Below are 18110 nucleotides of genomic sequence, written 5' to 3' on the forward strand. Positions count from 1 at the left end.
GCCCCTGAACCTTGTCCGTGCCCTGTGCCACGCTCCATCTGTCGTGGTCAGCAGAGAGGTCCCGTCGGTGCACGAATTCCTGAACTACGTCGTCCTCGGACTCACCCGAGGCTCGATGTACGCGCTCATCGCGCTCGGCTACACGTTGGTCTACGGCGTGCTGCAGCTGATCAACTTCGCCCACAGCGAGGTGTTCATGTCCGGCGCGTTCGGCAGCTACCTGGTGGTCAACGCCGTCACCCACGACGGCGCCCACCCCGCCTGGTACGGGGTGATCGGCATCCTGGTCCTCGGCCTGGGCTCCGGGGCCGCGGTCGGCGCCGCCGTCGCCTACGGACTGGAGCGGGTCGCCTACCGGCCGCTGCGGCGCCGGGGGGCACCCAAGCTGGCGTTCCTGATCTCCGCGATCGGCGCCTCGTTCTTCCTCTCCCAGCTCGCCGGCAAGCTGTTCAACCGGCTCAACAACAACGACTTCCCGACGTACTTCAACGTCAACCACCACGTCGTCGCCGTCGCGGGTGTCACCGTCTCGCTGGTGCAGGCGATCATCATCGTCTCCGCCCTGGTGATGATGCTGTTCCTCGACACGATGGTGAACCGCACCAAGCTCGGCTCCAGCATCCGCGCCGTCGCCGAGGACGCGCCCACGGCCGCGCTGATGGGCATCGACATCGACAAGACGATCGCGCGCACCTTCATCATCGGCGGCGCCCTCGCAGGCGCCGCCGGCTTCTTGTTCGGCACCGCCTACTTCTTCTCCAACACCATGGGCTTCATCCCGGGCGTCAAGGCGTTCGCCGCGGCGGTGCTCGGCGGCATCGGCAACATCCGCGGCGCCATGCTGGGCGGCATGCTGCTGGGCCTGATCGAGGTGCTGCTGCCGACCTTCCCGTGGTGGCACGCCACGGGGCTCATCGGGATCCAGTGGACCGACGTCGTCGCGTTCTTGATCCTGGTGCTGATCCTGGTGCTCCGACCGACCGGCCTGCTGGGCGAGAAGCTCGGGAGGGCTGCCTGATGAGCACCTACACCGATGTCACCAAGGGCGGCGGGCAGTCCCGCCGCTCCGACGCCGCCGAGGCCCGCATCGCCCTGGCCAAGCGGTTCGCCGGCTGCATGTTCCTGGCCTTCGTGCTGGCACTGATGATCGGCACCCAGGAGGGCACCCAGGACGACTTCGGGTACGCCTTCCGCAAGTCGGTGTTCGCCCCGCGCATCGGCATCTTCGCGCTCATCGGCGTCGCGGTCTTCTTGGCCGTGACCTTCTGGCCGCGCATCGTGCCGTACCTCAGCCGAGCCGGTGTCCGCCCGCTCGCAGCCGGCGCGCTGACGGTCGTCGTCTCGTTCACGCTGCTGAACTGGACCGACAGCACCGACCTGAACAACGGCAAGTTCGGCGGCCTGCGACCGGCTGCGGCCCAGACCGGCGGCATCGACCCCGTCGCGAGGCTGTTCTTCGGCTCAGCGTTCTCCCTGACCCCGTGGCTGCTCCTGCTGATCGTCGTGGCGCTGGTCGCGGCAGCGATCCGCTTCGAGGACTCCTCCACGCTCGGCTACGTCGGTGGCGGCCTGGCGATCGTGTTCGGCATCTGGGCGCAGTACGCCCAGTCCGCGGTGCGCTCGTTCCTCGACTACCCCGACCACTCCACCGGAGCCGGCGTGGCGCTGCTGGGCTTCGTCACGATCGGCGTCTCCGGCATCGTCGTGGCCCGCAGCCACGGCAAGGCCGACAGCGGCGGGTTCTTCCAGCGTGTCTACGACTGGCGACCCGGTATGCCGCTGGTGGCGCTGGGCGCCGTCGTCGGGCTCGTGGGCCTGTTCTCGGCGGCGTGGTTCTCCCCCACCGACCGCAACGCCGGCATCGGGCTCACCTCGACGATGTTCCACGGCACCGGCCTGAGCGGCTTCTCGGCCGCCTACCTGGCCTGGCTGGCGTACGTCCTCTTCTTCGCCACCCTCATCCTCGCCGGCGCGGCCTCCTACCTGCGTCATCACCTGCTGGGCTGGGTGGCGGCCGGGCTCGGCGTGGTGAGCCTGCTGGTGACGCTGTACGTGATGCACGACTTCTCCGGGCTCGCCGCCCAGTCGAAGTTCGACGGCGCCACCGGCGCCTGGGACAACCTGGGCACCGGCGGCTGGATGCTGTGCGGCGCGCTGACCGTGCTGGCCGGTGCCGGCTACCTGGTGGCCCGCCACGAGCAGGTCGAGGTGCCCGACGCGGCTCCCGGCGTCTCCAGCGACGCCGCCCTCGCGGCCGGCTCGAAGCTGGGCCCGGCGCTGCTGGTGGTGATCATCGCGAGCGCGCTGTTCTTCCCCCCGACGGCGACGCAGTTCTGGCAGACCGTGCTGGTCACCGAGATCGGCATCTACGTGCTGCTGGCCATCGGCCTCAACGTGGTGGTCGGTTGGGCGGGCCTGCTCGACCTGGGCTTCATCGCCTTCTACGCGATCGGCTCTTACACCACCGCCTACCTGACCGGCCGGCTGCCGGTGAAGCCACCGTCCTTCCTGGAGCTCACGCCACTGGCGGCCATCCCGTTCGCGATCGTCATCTGCCTGGTCGCCGGCGTGCTGCTGGGGGCGCCGACGCTGCGACTGCGCGGTGACTACCTGGCCATCGTCACGCTGGGCTTCGGCGAGATCATCCGCGTGGTGGCCAACAACTCCACGCCGGTCACCAACGGCTCGCGCGGCGCGTTCAACATCCCGCCGCCGGAGATCCACATCGGGCCGTTGGACATCAAGTGGGGCGACAACGTCCTGGGCTACTGGTACCTGCTGCTGGTCTTCGTCGTCATCGTGGTGTTGCTCTTCAACCGCCTCGAGCACTCCCGGCTGGGCCGGGCGTGGGCGGCCATCCGCGAGGACGAGGTCGCAGCCCAGGCCACCGGCATCAACACCGTCCGGGTCAAGCTGCTGGCCTTCGCCATCGGCGCCTCGACGTCCGGCGTCGCGGGTGTCTACTTCGCGAGCCAGATCGGGTCGTTCACGCCGGAGAACTTCATCCTCAACAACTCGATCCTGGTGGTCGCCTACGTCGTCTTCGGCGGCATGGGCTCGCTGCCGGGAGCGATGGCCGGCGCCGCCGTGCTGACCTGGCTGCCGGAGTTCCTGCGCGACCAGGTGCCGGCCGAGGACCGGCAGATGTGGATCGGTGCGGTCATCTTGCTCATGATGATCTTCCGGCCCGCCGGCCTCATCCCGGCCCGACGCCGTCGCGCGGAGCTGGGCGGCCTCGACAAGAAGGACTCCTCGGAGACCACCGCCGTGCCAGCCGGGGAGGGGATGTGAGCACCCCGGCGAGCACGGGCGAGGTCGTCTACGACGTCCGCAACGTCACGCTGCGCTTCGGCGGCGTGGTCTCGCTCAACGACGTCAACCTGCAGATGTTCCGTGGCGAGATCCTGGCCGTCATCGGGCCGAACGGGGCCGGCAAGACGTCGCTGTTCAACTCCCTCACCGGCGTTTACACGCCGCAGGAGGGGACGATCATGCTGGCCGCTCGCGCAGGCGACGTCCCGGTCAGCGCCATCGGCAAGAAGACGCACGTCATCAACCACCTCGGCGTCGCCCGGACGTTCCAGAACATCCGGCTCTTCCCCGCGCTGACAGCGCTGGAGAACGTCAAGGTCGGGGTGGAGACGCGGATGAAGTCGGGCCCGATCGCCTCGATGCTCGGCCTGCCCCGGCAGCGCCGCGAGGAGCGGGAGAGCACCGAGCGGGCCTTCGAGCTGCTGCGCTCGGTGGGCCTCGCCGCGCGGGCCAACGAGCTGGCCAGCTCGCTGGCGTACGGCGAGCAGCGCCGGCTCGAGATCGCCCGAGCGCTCGGCACCGACCCCGGTGTCATCCTGCTCGACGAGCCCGCGGCCGGTACCAACCCGGCCGAGAAGCGCGAGCTGGCGGCGCTGATCCAGCAGATCAACGCCGAGCGCGGCGTCTCGGTGCTGCTCATCGAGCACGACATGAAGCTGGTGATGTCGGTGGCGCACCGGCTGGTGGTGCTGAACTTCGGCCAGAAGATCGCCGAGGGCTCGCCCGAACAGATCCAGAAGGACCCGGCCGTCGTGGCGGCCTACCTGGGCACCACCACCGAGGAGGCCAGCGAGCTGGTCGGCACCGCCTCGGTCACCAAGATCGACACCGACCTCGACCTCACCGAAGGGGATGTGTGATGGCGCTCCTGGAGGTCGACGACATCGAGGTCCGCTACGGCGCGATCCGGGCGCTCAAGGGCGTCAGCTTCGACGTCGAGGAGGGCGAGGTGGTGGCGCTGCTCGGCGCCAACGGAGCCGGCAAGACCACCACCCAGAAGACCGTCTCGGGCATGATGCGCCCCGCGTTGGGCGAGATCCGGTTCGACGGCGAGCGCATCGACGGCGTCCCCGCCCACACGCTCATCCACCGCGGCATCTGCCACGTGCCCGAGGGCCGGCGGGTGTTCCCGCGGATGAGCGTCAAGGAGAACCTGGAGATGGGCGCGTTCCGCTTCAAGCGCCCCGACAAACAGGTGCTCGACCACGTGATGGAGCTGTTCCCGCGCCTGCAGGAGCGCATCACCCAGTTCGCCGGCACGCTGTCGGGCGGCGAGCAGCAGATGCTCGCCATCGGGCGCGCGCTGATGGGCAAGCCGCGGCTGCTGCTCCTCGACGAGCCCTCGATGGGCCTGGCACCGCTGATCGTGCAGCAGATCTTCGAGATCGTGCGCGAGATCAACGGCGAGGGCGTCACCGTGCTCATCGTCGAGCAGAACGCCGCCCAGGCCCTGGCCCTCGCCAACCGCGGTTACGTGCTCGAGACCGGCGAGGTCGTCCTCTCGGGGTCCGGCAAGGACCTGCTGGCCGACGACCGGGTCCGGGCGGCGTACCTGGGCGAGGAGATCGCCTAGCGCGACGTCTCCGCGATTCCCCGCACGTGCGGGGAATCGCGAGGCCTCAGCGGTGGTACGCCGGAGCCACCTCGTTGATGGCGTCACCCATCCGGTGGACGCGCAGGGCGTTGGTCGAGCCGGGAATGCCGGGTGGCGAGCCGGCGATGATGACGACCAGGTCGCCCTGGTCGACGCGGCCGAGGTCGAGCAGGTGCTCGTCTACCTGGCGGACCATCTCGTCGGTGTGCTCGACCGGCTTGTCGTGGAAGGTCTCCACGCCCCAGGTCAGCGAGAGCTGCGAGCGCACCGCCTCGACCGGGGTGAAGGCGAGCACCGGCACGGCGCCGCGGTAGCGCGCGAGCCGGCGTGCGGAGTCGCCGGACTGGGTGAAGGCCACCAGGTACTTGGCACCCACCCGCTCGGCCACCTCGGCGGCGGCCTTGGCGATGACGCCGCCCTTGGTGCGCGGCTGCCAGTCGATGGCGGCCATCTTCTCCAGCTCGTGGCTCTCGGTGGAGGCGATGATGCGGGCCATCGTCTCCACGGCCGCGATCGGGTAGGCGCCGACGCTGGTCTCCCCCGAGAGCATCACGGCGTCGGCGCCGTCGAGCACGGCGTTGGCGACGTCGGAGGCCTCGGCGCGGGTCGGCGCCGGGTTGGTGATCATCGACTCCAGCATCTGGGTGGCGACGATGACCGGCTTGGCGTTGCGGCGCGCCTTCTCCACCACCCGCTTCTGCAGGAACGGCACGTCCTCTAGCGGGCACTCCACGCCGAGGTCCCCGCGCGCGACCATGAAGCCGTCGAAGGCCTTGACCACCTCGTCGAGGTTGTCGATCGCCTGCGGCTTCTCGATCTTGGCGATGACCGGCAGGACGACACCCTCCTCCTCCATCACCGCGCGCACGTCGTCGGCGTCCTTGGCCGAGCGCACGAAGGAGAGGGCGATGAAGTCGACCGTCTGGTGCAGCGCCCAGCGCAGGTCGGCGACGTCCTTCTCCGACATCGCCGGCACGCTGACCGCGACACCGGGCAGGTTGATGCCCTTGTGGTCGCTGACCCGGCCGCCGACGATCACCTTGGTGTGCACCTCGGTGCCGTCCTCGACCGACTCGACGCGCAGCCGCACCTTGCCGTCGTCGATGAGGATGTCGTGCCCGGGCGTGACGTCGCCGGGAAGGCCCTTGTACGTCGTGCCGCACAGCCGCTCGGTGCCCAGGACGTCGCGGGTGGTGATGGTGAAGTCGTCACCGGGGGCGAGCGTCTCCGCCCCGCGCTCGAAGCTGTCGAGCCGGATCTTGGGGCCCTGGAGGTCGGCGAAGATGCCGATGCCGCGGCCCGAGGCGTCCGAGGCCTCGCGCACCAGCCGGTACACCTCGGCGTGCTCCTCGTGGGTGCCGTGGCTCATGTTCATCCTCGCCACGTCCATGCCGGCCTCGACCAGCTCCCGGATCCGCTCGGGCGTCGCCACCGCCGGACCCATCGTGCACACGATCTTGGCTCTCCGCACGATTCCTCACCCTACTGCGGATCTGGCGAGAAGTTGAACGATCCAAGGACCGGCGCGGCCACCGACCGCTCATCTAGGCGGTGAGGGGGCGCTCCGTCGGCGGAATCGGGGCCGGCAGGGTGGTCGAGCCGGTGAGCCAGGCGTCGACCGCTGCCGCGCAGGCCCGGCCCTCGGCGATGGCCCACACGATCAGCGACTGGCCCCGGCCAGCGTCGCCGGCGACGAAGACGCCCTCGGCGGTGGTCATGTAGGAGTCGTCGCGGGCGATGACGCCGCGCTCCCCCAGCTCCGGGCCGAGCTGGTCGACGATGCTGTCGGTCTCGGGGCCGGTGAAGCCCATGGCTAGCAGCACCAGGTCGGCCGGGATCTCGCGCGAGGTGCCCTCGACCTCCTCGGGCTTGCCGGAGCTCATGTCGACCTCGGCCAGCCGCAGGGCGCGCACGTGACCGTCGTCGTCGCCGAGGAACTCCTGGGTGGAGACCGAGTAGACCCGGTCGCCCCCCTCCTCGTGCGCGGAGGAGACCCGGAACAGCATCGGGTACGTCGGCCAGGGCTGGTGGGACGGACGGTCCTCGCCGGGCTGGGCCAGGATCTCCAGCTGCGTGATCGAGGCCGCGCCCTGCCGGATGGCGGTGCCCAGGCAGTCGGCGCCGGTGTCGCCGCCGCCGATGATGACGACGTGCTTGCCGTCGGCACGGATCTGGTCCTCCACCTCACCGCCGAGGGAGACGCGGTTGGACTGCGGCAGGTACTCCATCGCCTGGTGGATGCCGGCCAGCTCGCGGCCGGGCACCGGGAGGTCGCGGCCGATGGTCGAGCCGATCGCCAGGACGACGGCGTCGTAGCGCTCACGCAGGTCGTCGCCGGTGAGGCTCCGCCCGACGTCGACGCCGGCGCGGAACACGGTGCCCTCACGGCGCATCTGGTCGAGCCGCCGGTCGAGGACCTTCTTCTCCATCTTGAACTCGGGGATGCCGTAGCGCAGCAGCCCGCCGATCTTGTCGGCGCGCTCGTAGACGGCGACGGTGTGGCCCTGTCGGGTCAGCTGCTGGGCGGCGGCCAAGCCGGCCGGGCCGGAGCCGATGACCGCGATCGTCCGGCCGGTGAGCCACTCCGGCGGCTGGGGGCGGACCGCGCCGGAGTCCCAGGCGCGGTCGATGATCGAGACCTCGACGTTCTTGATCGTCACCGGGTCCTGGTTGATGCCCAGGACGCAGGCGGTCTCGCACGGCGCTGGGCACAGCCGCCCGGTGAACTCCGGGAAGTTGTTCGTGGCGTGCAGCCGCTCGATGGCGCCGTCCCAGTCCTCGCGCCAGACCAGGTCGTTCCATTCCGGGATGATGTTGCCCAGCGGGCAGCCCTGGTGGCAGAACGGGATGCCGCAGTCCATGCAGCGGCCGGCCTGCTCGCGGATGATCGGCAGCAGCGCGCGGCCGGGCCCACCGGGGTAGACCTCGTTCCAGTCGCTGACGCGCTCGTCCACCGGACGCCGCGAGGCCACCTCGCGACCGCTCTTCAGAAAACCCTTCGGGTCAGCCATGGAGGGCCTCCATCATCGCCTCGGCGGTGGCCTGCTCGTCGAGGCCGTCGGCCTCGGCCTTGGCCTGCGCCTCGAGGACCTTGCGGTAGTCGGTGGGCATGACCTCGGTGAACCGGCCCAGCGCGGTGTCCCAGTCGGCCAGCAGCGCCTCGGCCACCGGCGAGCCGGTCTCCTCGGCGTGGGCCTTGACCAGCTCGTGCAGCTCCTCGGCGGCCTCCTCGACCACCGGGCGCAGCTCGACCAGCTCGGGGTTGACCTGCGACTCGGCCAGGTCGAGCACCCAGGCGACGCCGCCGGACATGCCGGCGCCGAAGTTGCGCCCGGTGGCGCCCAGCACCACCACGCGGCCGCCGGTCATGTACTCGCAACCGTGGTCGCCCACGCCCTCCACCACCAGCCGGGCCCCGGAGTTGCGGACGGCGAAGCGCTCGCCGACCTTGCCGCGCAGGAACACCTCGCCCGTGGTGGCGCCGTAGCCGATGACGTTGCCGGCGATGATCTGCTCCGCGGCGTCGAAGGTGGCGGCGCGGTCGGGGCGGACGATGATCCGCCCGCCGGAGAGGCCCTTGGCGACGTAGTCGTTCGCGTCGCCCTCCAGGCGCAGCGTGATCCCGCGGGGCACGAACGCGCCGAACGACTGACCGGCCGAGCCGGTGAGCGTGATGTCGATGGTGCCCTCGGGCAGGCCCTCGCCGCGGTAGCGCTTGGTCACCTCGTGGCCGAGGATCGTGCCGACCGTGCGGTTGACGTTGCGGATCTCCACCTGGGCTCGCACCGGCTCGCCGGACTCCAGCGCCGGCGCGGCCAGCTCGACCAGGGTGTTGTCGAGCGCCTTGTCCAGGCCGTGGTCCTGCTGCTTGGTGCAGTGGCGGTCCTGGTCGGCGAACTGCGGGAACTCCGCCATGTCGGGCACATGGAAGATCGGCGCGATGTCGAGGCCCTGGGCCTTCCAGTGGTTCACCGCGGCCGCGGCGTCGAGCACGTCGGCGTGGCCGACTGCCTCCTCGATCGAGCGGAAGCCCAGCGAGGCGAGCAGCTCGCGCACCTCCTGGGCGATGTACTCGAAGAAGGTGACGACGTACTCGGCCTTGCCGGAGTACCGTTCGCGCAGCACCGGGTTCTGGGTGGCGACGCCGACCGGGCAGGTGTCGAGGTGGCAGACCCGCATCAGGATGCAGCCCGAGACCACCAGCGGCGCGGTGGCGAAGCCGAACTCCTCGGCGCCCAGCAACGCGGCGACGACGACGTCGCGGCCGGTCTTGAGCTGGCCGTCGGTCTGCACGACGATCCGGTCGCGCAGGCCGTTGACCAGCAGCGTCTGCTGGGTCTCGGCCAGGCCCAGCTCCCAGGGGCCGCCGGCGTGCTTGAGCGAGGTCAGCGGCGCCGCGCCGGTTCCGCCGTCGTGACCGGAGATGAGAACGACGTCGGCGTGCGCCTTCGACACGCCCGCCGCCACGGTGCCGACGCCGACCTCGGCCACCAGCTTCACGTGCACCCGAGCCGCCGGGTTGGCGTTCTTGAGGTCGTGGATCAGCTGCGCGAGGTCCTCGATGGAGTAGATGTCGTGGTGCGGCGGCGGCGAGATCAGACCGACGCCGGGCGTGGAGTGCCGCGTCTTGGCCACCCACGGGTACACCTTGTGGCCGGGCAGCTGGCCGCCCTCGCCGGGCTTGGCGCCCTGGGCCATCTTGATCTGGATGTCGTCGGCGTTGCTCAGGTACTCCGAGGTGACGCCGAACCGGCCGGAGGCGACCTGCTTGATCGACGAGCGTCGCTCGGGGTCGTAGAGCCGCTCGGGGTCCTCGCCGCCCTCGCCGGTGTTGGACTTGCCGCCCAGCCGGTTCATGGCGATGGCCAGCGTCTCGTGCGCCTCCTGCGAGATCGACCCGTAGGACATCGCGCCGGTGGAGAACCGCTTCACGATGTCGGCGACCGGCTCGACCTCCTCGACGTCGATCGGCTCGCGACCGGACTCCGCGGCGTCCTTGAACCGGAACAGCCCGCGCAGCGTCATGAGCCGCGCGGCTTGGTCGTCGACGCGCTGGGTGTAGGCCTTGAACACGTCGTACTTGCCCTCGCGGGTGGCGTGCTGGAGCCGGAACACGGTCTCGGGGTCGAACAGGTGCTCCTCCCCCTCGCGCCGCCACTGGTACTGCCCGCCGATCTCCAGGGTGCGGTGGCTGGGGGTGATGCCGTCGCGCGGGTACGCCGTGCGGTGCCGCTTGGCGACCTCCTCGGCGATCTCGTCGAGCCCGATGCCGCCGATCTTGGAGGTGGTGCCCGTGAAGTACTTGTCGACCAGCTCCTGGGAGAGCCCGAGCGCCTCGAAGATCTGGGCGCCGGTGTAGGAGGCGACCGTGGAGACGCCCATCTTGGACATCACCTTCAGCACGCCCTTGCCGAGCGCCTTGACCAGGTTCTTGACCGCCACCTCGGGCTCGGCGGTCACGTAGTACCGGTCGCGGGCGAGGTCCTCGGCGGACTCCATCGCCAGGTACGGGTTCACCGCGGCGGCGCCGTAGCCGAGCAGCAGCGCGACGTGGTGCACCTCGCGCACGTCGCCGGCCTCGACGACCAGGCCGACCTGGGTACGGGTCTTCTCCCGCACCAGGTGGTGGTGGACGGCCGCGGTCATCAGCAGCGAGGGGATCGGCGCCTTCTCGGCCCGCGCGTGACGGTCGGAGAGCACGATGATCCGCGCGCCGAGCTCGACCGCGGCCGAGACCTCCTCGCAGATCTCCTCCAGCCGTCGCGCCAGCGCCCGGCCGCCGCCCTGCACGTCGTAGAGCCCGCGCGAGACGTGGGTCTCGAAGCCGGGCATGTCGCCGTCGCGGTTGATCTTGCGGATCTTGACCAGCTCGTCGTTGGTGACCACCGGGAACGGCAGCAGCACCTGGCGGCACGAGGCGGGCGTGGGCTCGAGCAGGTTCGCCTCGGGACCGATGCTGCCGGCCAGGGAGGTCACCAGCTCCTCGCGGATGGCGTCCAGCGGCGGGTTGGTGACCTGGGCGAAGAGCTGGCTGAGGTAGTCGAAGAGCATCCGCGGCCGGTCCGAGAGCACCGCGACCGGGGTGTCGGTGCCCATCGAGCCGATCGGCTCGGCGCCGGTGTTGGCCATTGGGGTGACCAGGACGCGCAGCTCCTCCTCGGTGTAGCCGAAGATCTGCTGGCGGCGCACCACCGAGGCGTGGGTGTGGACGATGTGCTCGCGCTCGGGCAGGTCGGGCAGCTCGATGAGGCCCGCGTGCAGCCACTCGTCGTAGGGGTGCTCGGCGGCGAGGTCGCCCTTGATCTCCTCGTCCTCGATGATCCGGTGCTGCTCGGTGTCGACCAGGAACATCCGGCCCGGCTCCAGGCGGCCCTTGCGGACCACGGTGGCGGGGTCGATGTCGAGCACGCCGGCCTCGGAGGCGAGCACCACCAGGCCGTCGTCGGTGACCCAGTACCGCGAGGGCCGCAGGCCGTTGCGGTCGAGCACCGCGCCCACCTGCGAGCCGTCGGTGAAGCACACGCACGCCGGGCCGTCCCACGGCTCCATCAGCGAGGAGTGGAACTCGTAGAACGCCCGCCGGGCGGGGTCCATGTCGGCGTTGTTCTCCCACGCCTCGGGGATCATCATCAGCACCGCGTGCGGCAGCGAGCGGCCGCCGAGGTGGAGCAGCTCGAGCACCTCGTCGAAGGAGGCGGAGTCCGAGCCGTCGGGGGTGATGACCGGGAACAGCCGCTCCAGGTCGCCGGGGATGACCTCGGAGGCCAGCAGCGCCTCGCGGGCGCGCATCCAGTTGCGGTTGCCCTGCACGGTGTTGATCTCGCCGTTGTGGGCGATGAAGCGGTACGGGTGCGAGAGCGGCCAGCTCGGGAAGGTGTTGGTGGAGAACCGCGAGTGCACCAGCGCGACCGCCGACTCGACGCGCTCGTCGAGCAGGTCGGGGTAGAAGGCGTCGAGCTGCTCGGTGGTGAGCATGCCCTTGTAGACCAGGGTGCGGCCCGAGAGCGAGGGGAAGTAGACGTCGGCCTCGTGCTCGGCGCGCTTGCGCAGGCAGTAGGCCATGCGCTCCAGGGCCATGCCGCTGACGCGGCCGTGGGCGCCGCTCACGAAGACCTGCCAGAACGAGGGCATGGCCGACTGCGCGGTAGGGCCGAGCGAGGAGGGGTCGGTGGGCACCTCGCGCCAGCCGAGCACGGCCAGGTCCTCCTCGGCGGCGAGCTCCTCCACCCGGGCCTTGACCTTGGCCACGGCCTCGTCGTCGCCGGGGATGAACGCCGTGCCGACGGCGTACTGGTGACGGCCGGGCAGCTCGATGCCGGCGTCGGCGGCGACCTCGCGCAGGAAGCGGTCGGGCACCTGCAGCAGGATGCCGGCGCCGTCGCCGGAGTTGGTCTCGGCACCCGCGGCACCGCGGTGGTCGAGGTTGCGCAGCGCCGTCAGCGCCTTCGCGACGATGTCGTGGGCAGGGTCCCCGGACAGGGTCGCGACGAACGCGACGCCGCAGGCGTCGTGCTCGTGGAGACCGTCGTAGAGGCCCTGCGAACGAGCCGAGGGCGGCAAGAATGCGGGCATCGGCACTCTCCCGTCGTCGAGCGCACCCGGACCCCTCGGAGGGCACGAGCGTGCGGCGGATGAAGCGTGCTGGGACGACATCGGCCCGTAGCAAGGGTGAGCCTACAACCAGGTGACGGCAGTGTTACCCGTCCGGTCCGCGGGATGGAAGTCTCGGTGACCGAGACGGTGCGGCGTCGGCGGAGATTCGCGACGCCTCGACACCCAGGACGCGCGATCTTGCGACGCCTCGGCGGCTCAGACGTGCGGATCTACGACGTCTCGGCGGGGACGGGATCGGGCTCCTTGCCCTCGCGGTAGACGCGTTCCTCCCGGCCCGGGCGGGTGCGGGTGACGTAGACGAAGTAGGCCAACGCCCCGACGAAGAGCAGGATCGACATCCAGACCCCCCACCGGAAGCCGAGCACGTTGTGCAGCTCGATGGTGTCGATGCGCAGGCTCTCGATCCAGCCCCGACCGACGGTGTAGCCCATGACGTAGAGCGCGAAGACGCGGCCGTGGCCGAGGCGGAACCGGCGGTCGAGGTAGACGATCAGCAGGCAGACGCCGATGTCCCACAGGCACTCGTAGAGGAACGTGGGGTGGAAGGTGGTGAACCGCTCGTAGCCGTCGGGGCGGTGGAGCGGTGAGATCTCCAGGCCCCAGGGCAGTCTCGTCGGCCGGCCGAAGAGCTCCTGGTTGAAGTAGTTGCCCCACCGGCCGATGCCCTGGGCCAGCACGATGCCGGGCGCGAGGGCGTCGGCGAAGGGCGGGAAGACCACGCCGGCGCGACGGGCGCCGATGTAGGCGCCGACCCCGCCCAGCGCGATGGCGCCCCAGATGCCCAGCCCGCCGTGCCAGATCTCCAGCGTGCCGATGGCGCCGTACTGGTTGCCCTTGCCGAAGTAGAGGTCGTTGTCGGTGATGACGTGGTAGAGCCGACCGCCGACGAGCCCGAACGGCACCGCCCAGATCGCGATGTCGGCCACCTCCCCGGGACGGCCCCCGCGCGCCACCCAGCGCCGGTTGCCCAGCCAGACGGCCACCAGGACGCCGGCGATGATGCACAGCGCGTAGGCGCGGATCGGGATCGGCCCGATGTGCCAGACGCCCTCGCCGGGGCTGGGGATGAAGAGCAGGTGGGTCAGCGTCGTCATGGCGCGGCGTGGTCCTTCGTGAGCAGCCGGTGGATGTCGCGGGCGTACTGCGCCGGCGAGGTGGTGCCGTCCCAGACCAGCGGCACGCGACCCTCGCCGCCGAGGGCCAGCACCGAGGTGGAGTGGGTGATGTCGTAGCCGCCCGAGGGCAGCTTCTGGCCCTTCTCGATGGCGACGTGGAGCGGGTCGCCGACCTGCTCGATGGTGCGCAGCGGCCCGGTGAGGCCGATGAAGGCCGGGTCGAAGCGGCGCAGCCAGGTCTTGAGCACGGCCGGGGTGTCGCGGCGCGGGTCGGTGGTGACGAACACGACCTGGGTACGCGCCTTGTCCGCGGCGTCGAGCTTGGCGTAGGCCGAGGCCAGCGAGCCCATCACGACCTGGCACACGTCGGGGCACTTGGAGTAGCCGAAGAAGACCACGCTGAGCTTGCCCGAGCCGTTCTTCACCAGCGAGTACGGCTGGTCGGCGGTGTCGGTGAGCGCGACGTCGGGAGCCGTGTAGGGCTGGTCGAGCTTCGCGCCGGCGTAGCCGTCGTTGCCGGAGTTGGAGACGCCGGAGACCAGCGCGCCGTCGCTGCCGCCGCGCTGACCGCAGCCGGCCAGCGCCGCGAGCAGGGCGAGCAGGACGAGCGCCCTACGCACCTCGGACGCCCTCGGCCAGGTCGGCGGTCAGGGCGCTCAGGCCCCGCAGGTCGGCGTCGTGCTGCAGCGTGCGCACGAAGGCCGAGCCGACGATGACGGCGTCGGCGAAGCCCGCGATCTCCGCGGCCTGGGCGCCGTTGGAGATGCCGAGGCCGACGCCGACAGGCAGGTCCGTGGCGGCCTTGGTGCGCTCGACCAGCGGAGCGGCCAGCTCGCTGGTGGTCTCCCGGGCGCCGGTGACGCCCATGACGGCGGTGGCGTAGACGAAGCCGCGGCTGGCGTCGACCGTCAGCTGCAGCCGCTCGGGGGTGGAGGAGGGCGCGACGAGGAAGACCTTGTCGAGGTCGCGGGCGTCGGCCGCGGCCGTCCACTCACCGGCCTCGTCGGGGGTGATGTCGGGGGTGATGAGGCCCGCTCCCCCGGCGTCGACGAGGGCCTGGGCGAAGCGCTCGATGCCGAGGCGCTCCACGGGGTTCCACGCGGTCATGACCAGCGTCGGGGCGCCGGTGGCGGCGACCGCCTCGACCACGCGCAGCACATCGGACACGCGCGTGCCCTGGTCGAGCGCCTGCTGCACCGCGGCCTGGATGGTGGGACCGTCCATCACCGGGTCGGAGTAGGGCAGCCCCACCTCGATGATGTCGCAGCCGGCGTCGACCATGGCGCGCATCGCCTCGATCGAACCCTCGACGCTGGGGAAGCCCGCCGGGAGGTAGCCGACGAGCGCGGCCCGGCCGTCGGCGCGGGCCTTCTCGAAGGCGGTGGAGACGCTCATGCGTCGGCCTGGCCGAGCCCGAAGTAGGTCAGCGCGGTGCCCATGTCCTTGTCGCCGCGCCCGGACAGGTTCACCAGCAGCGTCTGGCCCTGGCGCTGGGGGGCCAGCCGCAGCGCTCCGGCGACGGCGTGGGCGGACTCGATGGCGGGGATGATGCCCTCGGTCTCGGCCAGCAGCCGCATCGCGGCCATCGCCTCGGCGTCGGTGACCGGCTCGTAGGTGGCGCGCCCGGTCTCGGCCAGCCGCGCGTGCTGGGGCCCCACGCCGGGGTAGTCGAGGCCCGCGGAGATCGAGTGCGACTCCAGGGTCTGGCCGTCCTCGTCCTGCAGCACGTAGGTGCGCGCGCCGTGGAGGACGCCGATGTCGCCGTTGTGGATGGTGGCGGCGTGGCGGCCGGTCTCGACGCCGTCGCCGCCGGGCTCGAAGCCGTAGAGCTCGACGTCGGCGTCGTCGAGGAAGCCGGCGAACAGCCCGATCGCGTTCGACCCGCCGCCGACGCAGGCCGCGGCCACGTTGGGCAGCGACCCGGTGAGCTCCAGGCACTGGCGCCGGGCCTCGTCGCCGATGCCGCGGACGAAGGAGAGCACCAGGCTCGGGAACGGGTGGGGCCCCGCGGCGGTGCCGAACAGGTAGGCGGTGTGGTCGACCGTGGCCACCCAGTCGCGCAGCGCCTCGTTGATGGCGTCCTTGAGCGTGCGCGAGCCGCTGCGCACGGGCACCACCTCGGCGCCGAGCAGCTGCATGCGAGCGACGTTGAGCGCCTGGCGCTCGGTGTCGACCTCGCCCATGTAGATCGTGCAGTCCAGGCCCAGGTACGCCGCGGCCGTCGCGGAGGCCACGCCGTGCTGGCCGGCGCCGGTCTCGGCGATGACGCGCTGCTTGCCCATCCGCTTGGTCAGCAGCGCCTGGCCCAGCACGTTGCGGATCTTGTGCGCGCCGGTGTGCAGCAGGTCCTCGCGCTTGAGCAGGATCCGGGCGCCGGCGCGCGCGGAGAGCCGCTCGGCGTCGTAGAGCATGCTCGGGGTGCCGGCGTAGTCGCGCAGCATCCGCTCGAACTCCGCGCCGAACGCCGGGTCGGCCAGCGCCTTCTGCCAGGCGGTGTCGAGCTCGTCGAGCGCTGCCACCAGCGCCTCGGGCATGAAGCGGCCCCCGAAGCGGCCGAAGTGACCGGTCTCGTCGGGTGCCCACGCGGCGGTCGTCATGCGGACCTCATCTCCTTGACGGCGGTGGCGGGGTCGCCGCCCTTGACCAGCGCCTCGCCGACCAGCACGACGTCGGCGCCCTCGGCGGCGTGCCGCGCGGCGTCGGCGGTGCCGGTGATGCCGGACTCGGCGACCTTCACCACCTGCTCGGGCAGCCCGGGGGCGAGCCGGCCGAAGGTGTCGGGGTCGACCTGCAGGGTCTTGAGGTTGCGGGCGTTGACGCCGACCAGCTCGGCCCCCAGCGCCACCGCGCGCTCGGTCTCGGCCTCGTCGTGCACCTCGACCAGCGTGGTCAGGCCCAGCTCGACCGCGATCGCGTGCAGCCGGTCGAGCTCGTCGCCGGGCAGCGCGGCCACGATGAGCAGCACCAGGTCTGCGCCGGCCTCGCGGGCCTCGACCAGCTGGTACTCGGTGACTACGAAGTCCTTGCGCAGCAGGGGGGTGTCGACGGCGGCGCGCACCGCCCGCAGGTCGGCCAGCGAGCCGTTGAACCGACGTTGCTCGGTCAGCACGCTGATCGCGGCGGCGCCACCCTGGGCGTAGCTGGTGGCGAGGGCGGCGGGGTCGGCGATCTCGGCCAGGTGGCCCTTGCTCGGGCTGCTGCGCTTGACCTCGGCGATCACGCTGAGACCGGGTGCGCGGAAGGCCGGCATCGGGTCGCGCGGCTCGGGCCGCAGCGAGGCGAGCTCACGCAGCCGGGGCAGCGGCGTGCGCGACTCCCGCTCGGCGAGGTCCTCGCGTACGCCGGCGACGATGTCGTCGAGGACGGACATGGGTGGACCTCACGGGGTGCGGCGGGACGCGTGCACCGTCCAGACTCTCACGCGACCGGGCGGGTCGGGTTTCAGGGCCGACGCTTCGCGGTAGGTTCTGGCTCCCAGCCCGGCTCCCTCCACCGATTGGACGCCCCGTGAGCTACAACGCCCCTCCGCCGCCGCCCCCGCCGGCCGGAGCGCCCGGCACGCCCTACGGCCAGGTGCCCAGCACCTCGCCGCTGGCGATCACCTCGCTGGTCACCGGCATCGTCGGGCTGCTGTTCACCTGCCTGTGCGGCTTCGGCGTGATCATCAGCGTCGTCGCGATCGTCACCGGCTTCATCTCCCGCAGCCAGATCGCCAAGTCGGCCGGGGCGCTGAAAGGCAACGGCATGGCGCTCTCGGGGATCATCCTCGGTGCCGTGGCGGTGGTGCTGCTGATCGTCGGCATCATCCTCTACGCCTCCGGCGCGCTGGACTACCACTTCGACACCGCCCCCTAGGCCCAGAGGTCGGCTCCCCACGGAGTGTTCCGGAAGACGGTGAACACCACCCCGAGCACCACCCATACCCCGAGCACGGCCCGCAGCACCGGGGTCGGGCGCTCGCTGCGCAGCCACCACAGCCACAGCACGACGAGCAGCGGCAGCGAGGCGACGAAGTACAGGTTGCTGGTGGCCGCCGCACCGAGATGGCCGTGGGTCAGGTCGTTGACCGCCCGCAGGCCGCCGCAGAAGGGGCAGTCCAGGCCGGTCAGCGCGCGGAGCGGGCAGAACCCCCAGCTGCCCTGGACGTGGGGGTCGCGCAGCCGTAGGCCCAGCGACGCGACGGCGATCGCCCCGGCCATGGCGTAGGGCCCCCGGCGCCGGACGGCGTCGGAGGGGGTGCGCTCGGTGACCGCGGCGGACACGGGCGCGCTAGTGCTGCTCGGGACCCTGAGAGCCGTACCCGGCCAGCGACATGGCCTTGCCCACTACGAGCCCGATCGGCAGCAGCGCCACGCCGATCCAGAAGACGACCCAGCTGTAGGCGACGGCACCGATGCCGGCCACCACGAACGCCAGCGTCATGATCGTGACGCCCGTCCAGGCGGCGGGGGTGTTGCCGTGGTTGCTCGACATGG

General features: G+C 71.2%; 15 protein-coding genes. 5 read left to right on the forward strand and 10 right to left on the reverse strand.

What is annotated here, in order from left to right; genetic code table 11:
- Positions 1-67: 67 nt before the first annotated feature.
- The 4 genes from D9V37_RS06225 to D9V37_RS06240 are packed head-to-tail and all read left to right on the forward strand — an operon-like array spanning position 68 to position 4885.
- Positions 68-1018 carry a branched-chain amino acid ABC transporter permease gene (locus D9V37_RS06225; RefSeq protein WP_232524781.1) on the forward strand — a complete coding sequence of 317 codons (951 nt, stop codon included), beginning with the start codon at positions 68-70 and terminating at the stop codon, positions 1016-1018.
- Positions 1018-3291 (forward strand): branched-chain amino acid ABC transporter permease, encoded by a 2274-nt coding sequence (locus tag D9V37_RS20400; protein WP_198412413.1) that lies wholly within the window; start codon positions 1018-1020, stop codon positions 3289-3291. Before D9V37_RS06225 ends, D9V37_RS20400 begins: the two co-directional genes overlap by 1 nt.
- A complete protein-coding gene (locus D9V37_RS06235) occupies positions 3288-4172 on the forward strand; it encodes an ABC transporter ATP-binding protein (protein WP_232524782.1) in 885 nt (294 codons plus the stop codon). Before D9V37_RS20400 ends, D9V37_RS06235 begins: the two co-directional genes overlap by 4 nt.
- Entirely contained in the window at positions 4172-4885 is a 714-nt protein-coding gene (locus D9V37_RS06240) for an ABC transporter ATP-binding protein (protein WP_121805291.1), read from the forward strand. The genes D9V37_RS06235 and D9V37_RS06240 overlap by 1 nt, the downstream gene beginning before the upstream one ends.
- Before the next feature lie 46 nt (positions 4886-4931).
- On the opposite strand, the gene pyk is transcribed toward D9V37_RS06240, so the two are convergent.
- The 8 genes from pyk to trpC all read right to left on the reverse strand — a co-directional run bounded on the left by pyk (position 4932) and on the right by trpC (position 17005).
- The gene (pyk, locus tag D9V37_RS06245) at positions 4932-6377 is read right to left on the reverse strand and encodes a pyruvate kinase (protein WP_198412415.1); all 1446 of its coding nucleotides are present in this window, start codon (positions 6375-6377) and stop codon (positions 4932-4934) included.
- A gap of 73 nt (positions 6378-6450) precedes the next feature.
- Positions 6451-7917: a glutamate synthase subunit beta gene (locus D9V37_RS06250; protein ID WP_121805293.1), complete on the reverse strand. Its 1467-nt coding sequence runs from the start codon at positions 7915-7917 to the stop codon at positions 6451-6453.
- On the reverse strand, positions 7910-12478 hold the full coding sequence (gene gltB / locus D9V37_RS06255; RefSeq protein WP_121805852.1) for a glutamate synthase large subunit: 4569 nt from the start codon (positions 12476-12478) through the stop codon (positions 7910-7912). The genes D9V37_RS06250 and gltB overlap by 8 nt, the downstream gene beginning before the upstream one ends.
- 251 nt (positions 12479-12729) lie before the next feature.
- Positions 12730-13614, reverse strand: a complete 885-nt coding sequence (gene lgt / locus D9V37_RS06260; protein WP_198412416.1) for a prolipoprotein diacylglyceryl transferase — start codon at positions 13612-13614, stop codon at positions 12730-12732.
- Complete coding sequence (locus D9V37_RS06265; protein ID WP_121805294.1) at positions 13611-14255, reverse strand: SCO family protein; 645 nt, start codon at positions 14253-14255, stop codon at positions 13611-13613. The genes lgt and D9V37_RS06265 overlap by 4 nt, the downstream gene beginning before the upstream one ends.
- Positions 14248-15030, reverse strand: a complete 783-nt coding sequence (gene trpA / locus D9V37_RS06270; RefSeq protein ID WP_121805295.1) for a tryptophan synthase subunit alpha — start codon at positions 15028-15030, stop codon at positions 14248-14250. The genes D9V37_RS06265 and trpA overlap by 8 nt, the downstream gene beginning before the upstream one ends.
- Entirely contained in the window at positions 15027-16232 is a 1206-nt protein-coding gene (trpB, locus tag D9V37_RS06275; protein ID WP_121805296.1) for a tryptophan synthase subunit beta, read from the reverse strand. The genes trpA and trpB overlap by 4 nt, the downstream gene beginning before the upstream one ends.
- Positions 16229-17005, reverse strand: a complete 777-nt coding sequence (gene trpC, locus D9V37_RS06280) for an indole-3-glycerol phosphate synthase TrpC (protein WP_121805297.1) — start codon at positions 17003-17005, stop codon at positions 16229-16231. Before trpC ends, trpB begins: the two co-directional genes overlap by 4 nt.
- A 137-nt stretch (positions 17006-17142) precedes the next feature.
- Here trpC and D9V37_RS06285 point away from each other — a divergent pair, with 137 nt between their 5' ends.
- Positions 17143-17490: a DUF4190 domain-containing protein gene (locus D9V37_RS06285; protein WP_121805298.1), complete on the forward strand. Its 348-nt coding sequence runs from the start codon at positions 17143-17145 to the stop codon at positions 17488-17490.
- Here the strand turns inward: D9V37_RS06285 and D9V37_RS06290 are convergent.
- Both D9V37_RS06290 and D9V37_RS06295 read right to left on the reverse strand, forming a co-directional pair.
- On the reverse strand, positions 17487-17897 hold the full coding sequence (locus D9V37_RS06290) for a DUF2752 domain-containing protein (RefSeq protein ID WP_121805299.1): 411 nt from the start codon (positions 17895-17897) through the stop codon (positions 17487-17489). The two genes, D9V37_RS06285 and D9V37_RS06290, sit on opposite strands and share 4 nt — an antisense overlap.
- Before the next feature lie 7 nt (positions 17898-17904).
- Positions 17905-18108, reverse strand: coding sequence for an HGxxPAAW family protein (locus D9V37_RS06295; protein ID WP_121805300.1), 204 nt, complete (start codon positions 18106-18108; stop codon positions 17905-17907).
- Positions 18109-18110 lie beyond the last annotated feature (2 nt).

Origin of the sequence: Nocardioides mangrovicus, from assembly GCF_003674065.1 — a bacterium.
Lineage (GTDB): Bacteria > Actinomycetota > Actinomycetes > Propionibacteriales > Nocardioidaceae > Marmoricola > Marmoricola mangrovicus.

Bases quoted from the DNA above. Each gene is read 5' to 3' on its own strand.
- D9V37_RS06250 (WP_121805293.1), bottom strand. From the start codon at position 7,917: ATGGCTGACCCGAAGGGTTTTCTGAAGAGCGGTCGCGAGGTGGCCTCG.
- lgt (WP_198412416.1), bottom strand. From the start codon at position 13,614: ATGACGACGCTGACCCACCTGCTCTTCATCCCCAGCCCCGGCGAGGGC.
- D9V37_RS06240 (WP_121805291.1), top strand. From the start codon at position 4,172: ATGGCGCTCCTGGAGGTCGACGACATCGAGGTCCGCTACGGCGCGATC.
- D9V37_RS06295 (WP_121805300.1), bottom strand. From the start codon at position 18,108: ATGTCGAGCAACCACGGCAACACCCCCGCCGCCTGGACGGGCGTCACG.
- trpB (WP_121805296.1), bottom strand. From the start codon at position 16,232: ATGACGACCGCCGCGTGGGCACCCGACGAGACCGGTCACTTCGGCCGC.
- trpC (WP_121805297.1), bottom strand. From the start codon at position 17,005: ATGTCCGTCCTCGACGACATCGTCGCCGGCGTACGCGAGGACCTCGCC.
- gltB (WP_121805852.1), bottom strand. From the start codon at position 12,478: ATGCCCGCATTCTTGCCGCCCTCGGCTCGTTCGCAGGGCCTCTACGAC.
- trpA (WP_121805295.1), bottom strand. From the start codon at position 15,030: ATGAGCGTCTCCACCGCCTTCGAGAAGGCCCGCGCCGACGGCCGGGCC.
- D9V37_RS20400 (WP_198412413.1), top strand. From the start codon at position 1,018: ATGAGCACCTACACCGATGTCACCAAGGGCGGCGGGCAGTCCCGCCGC.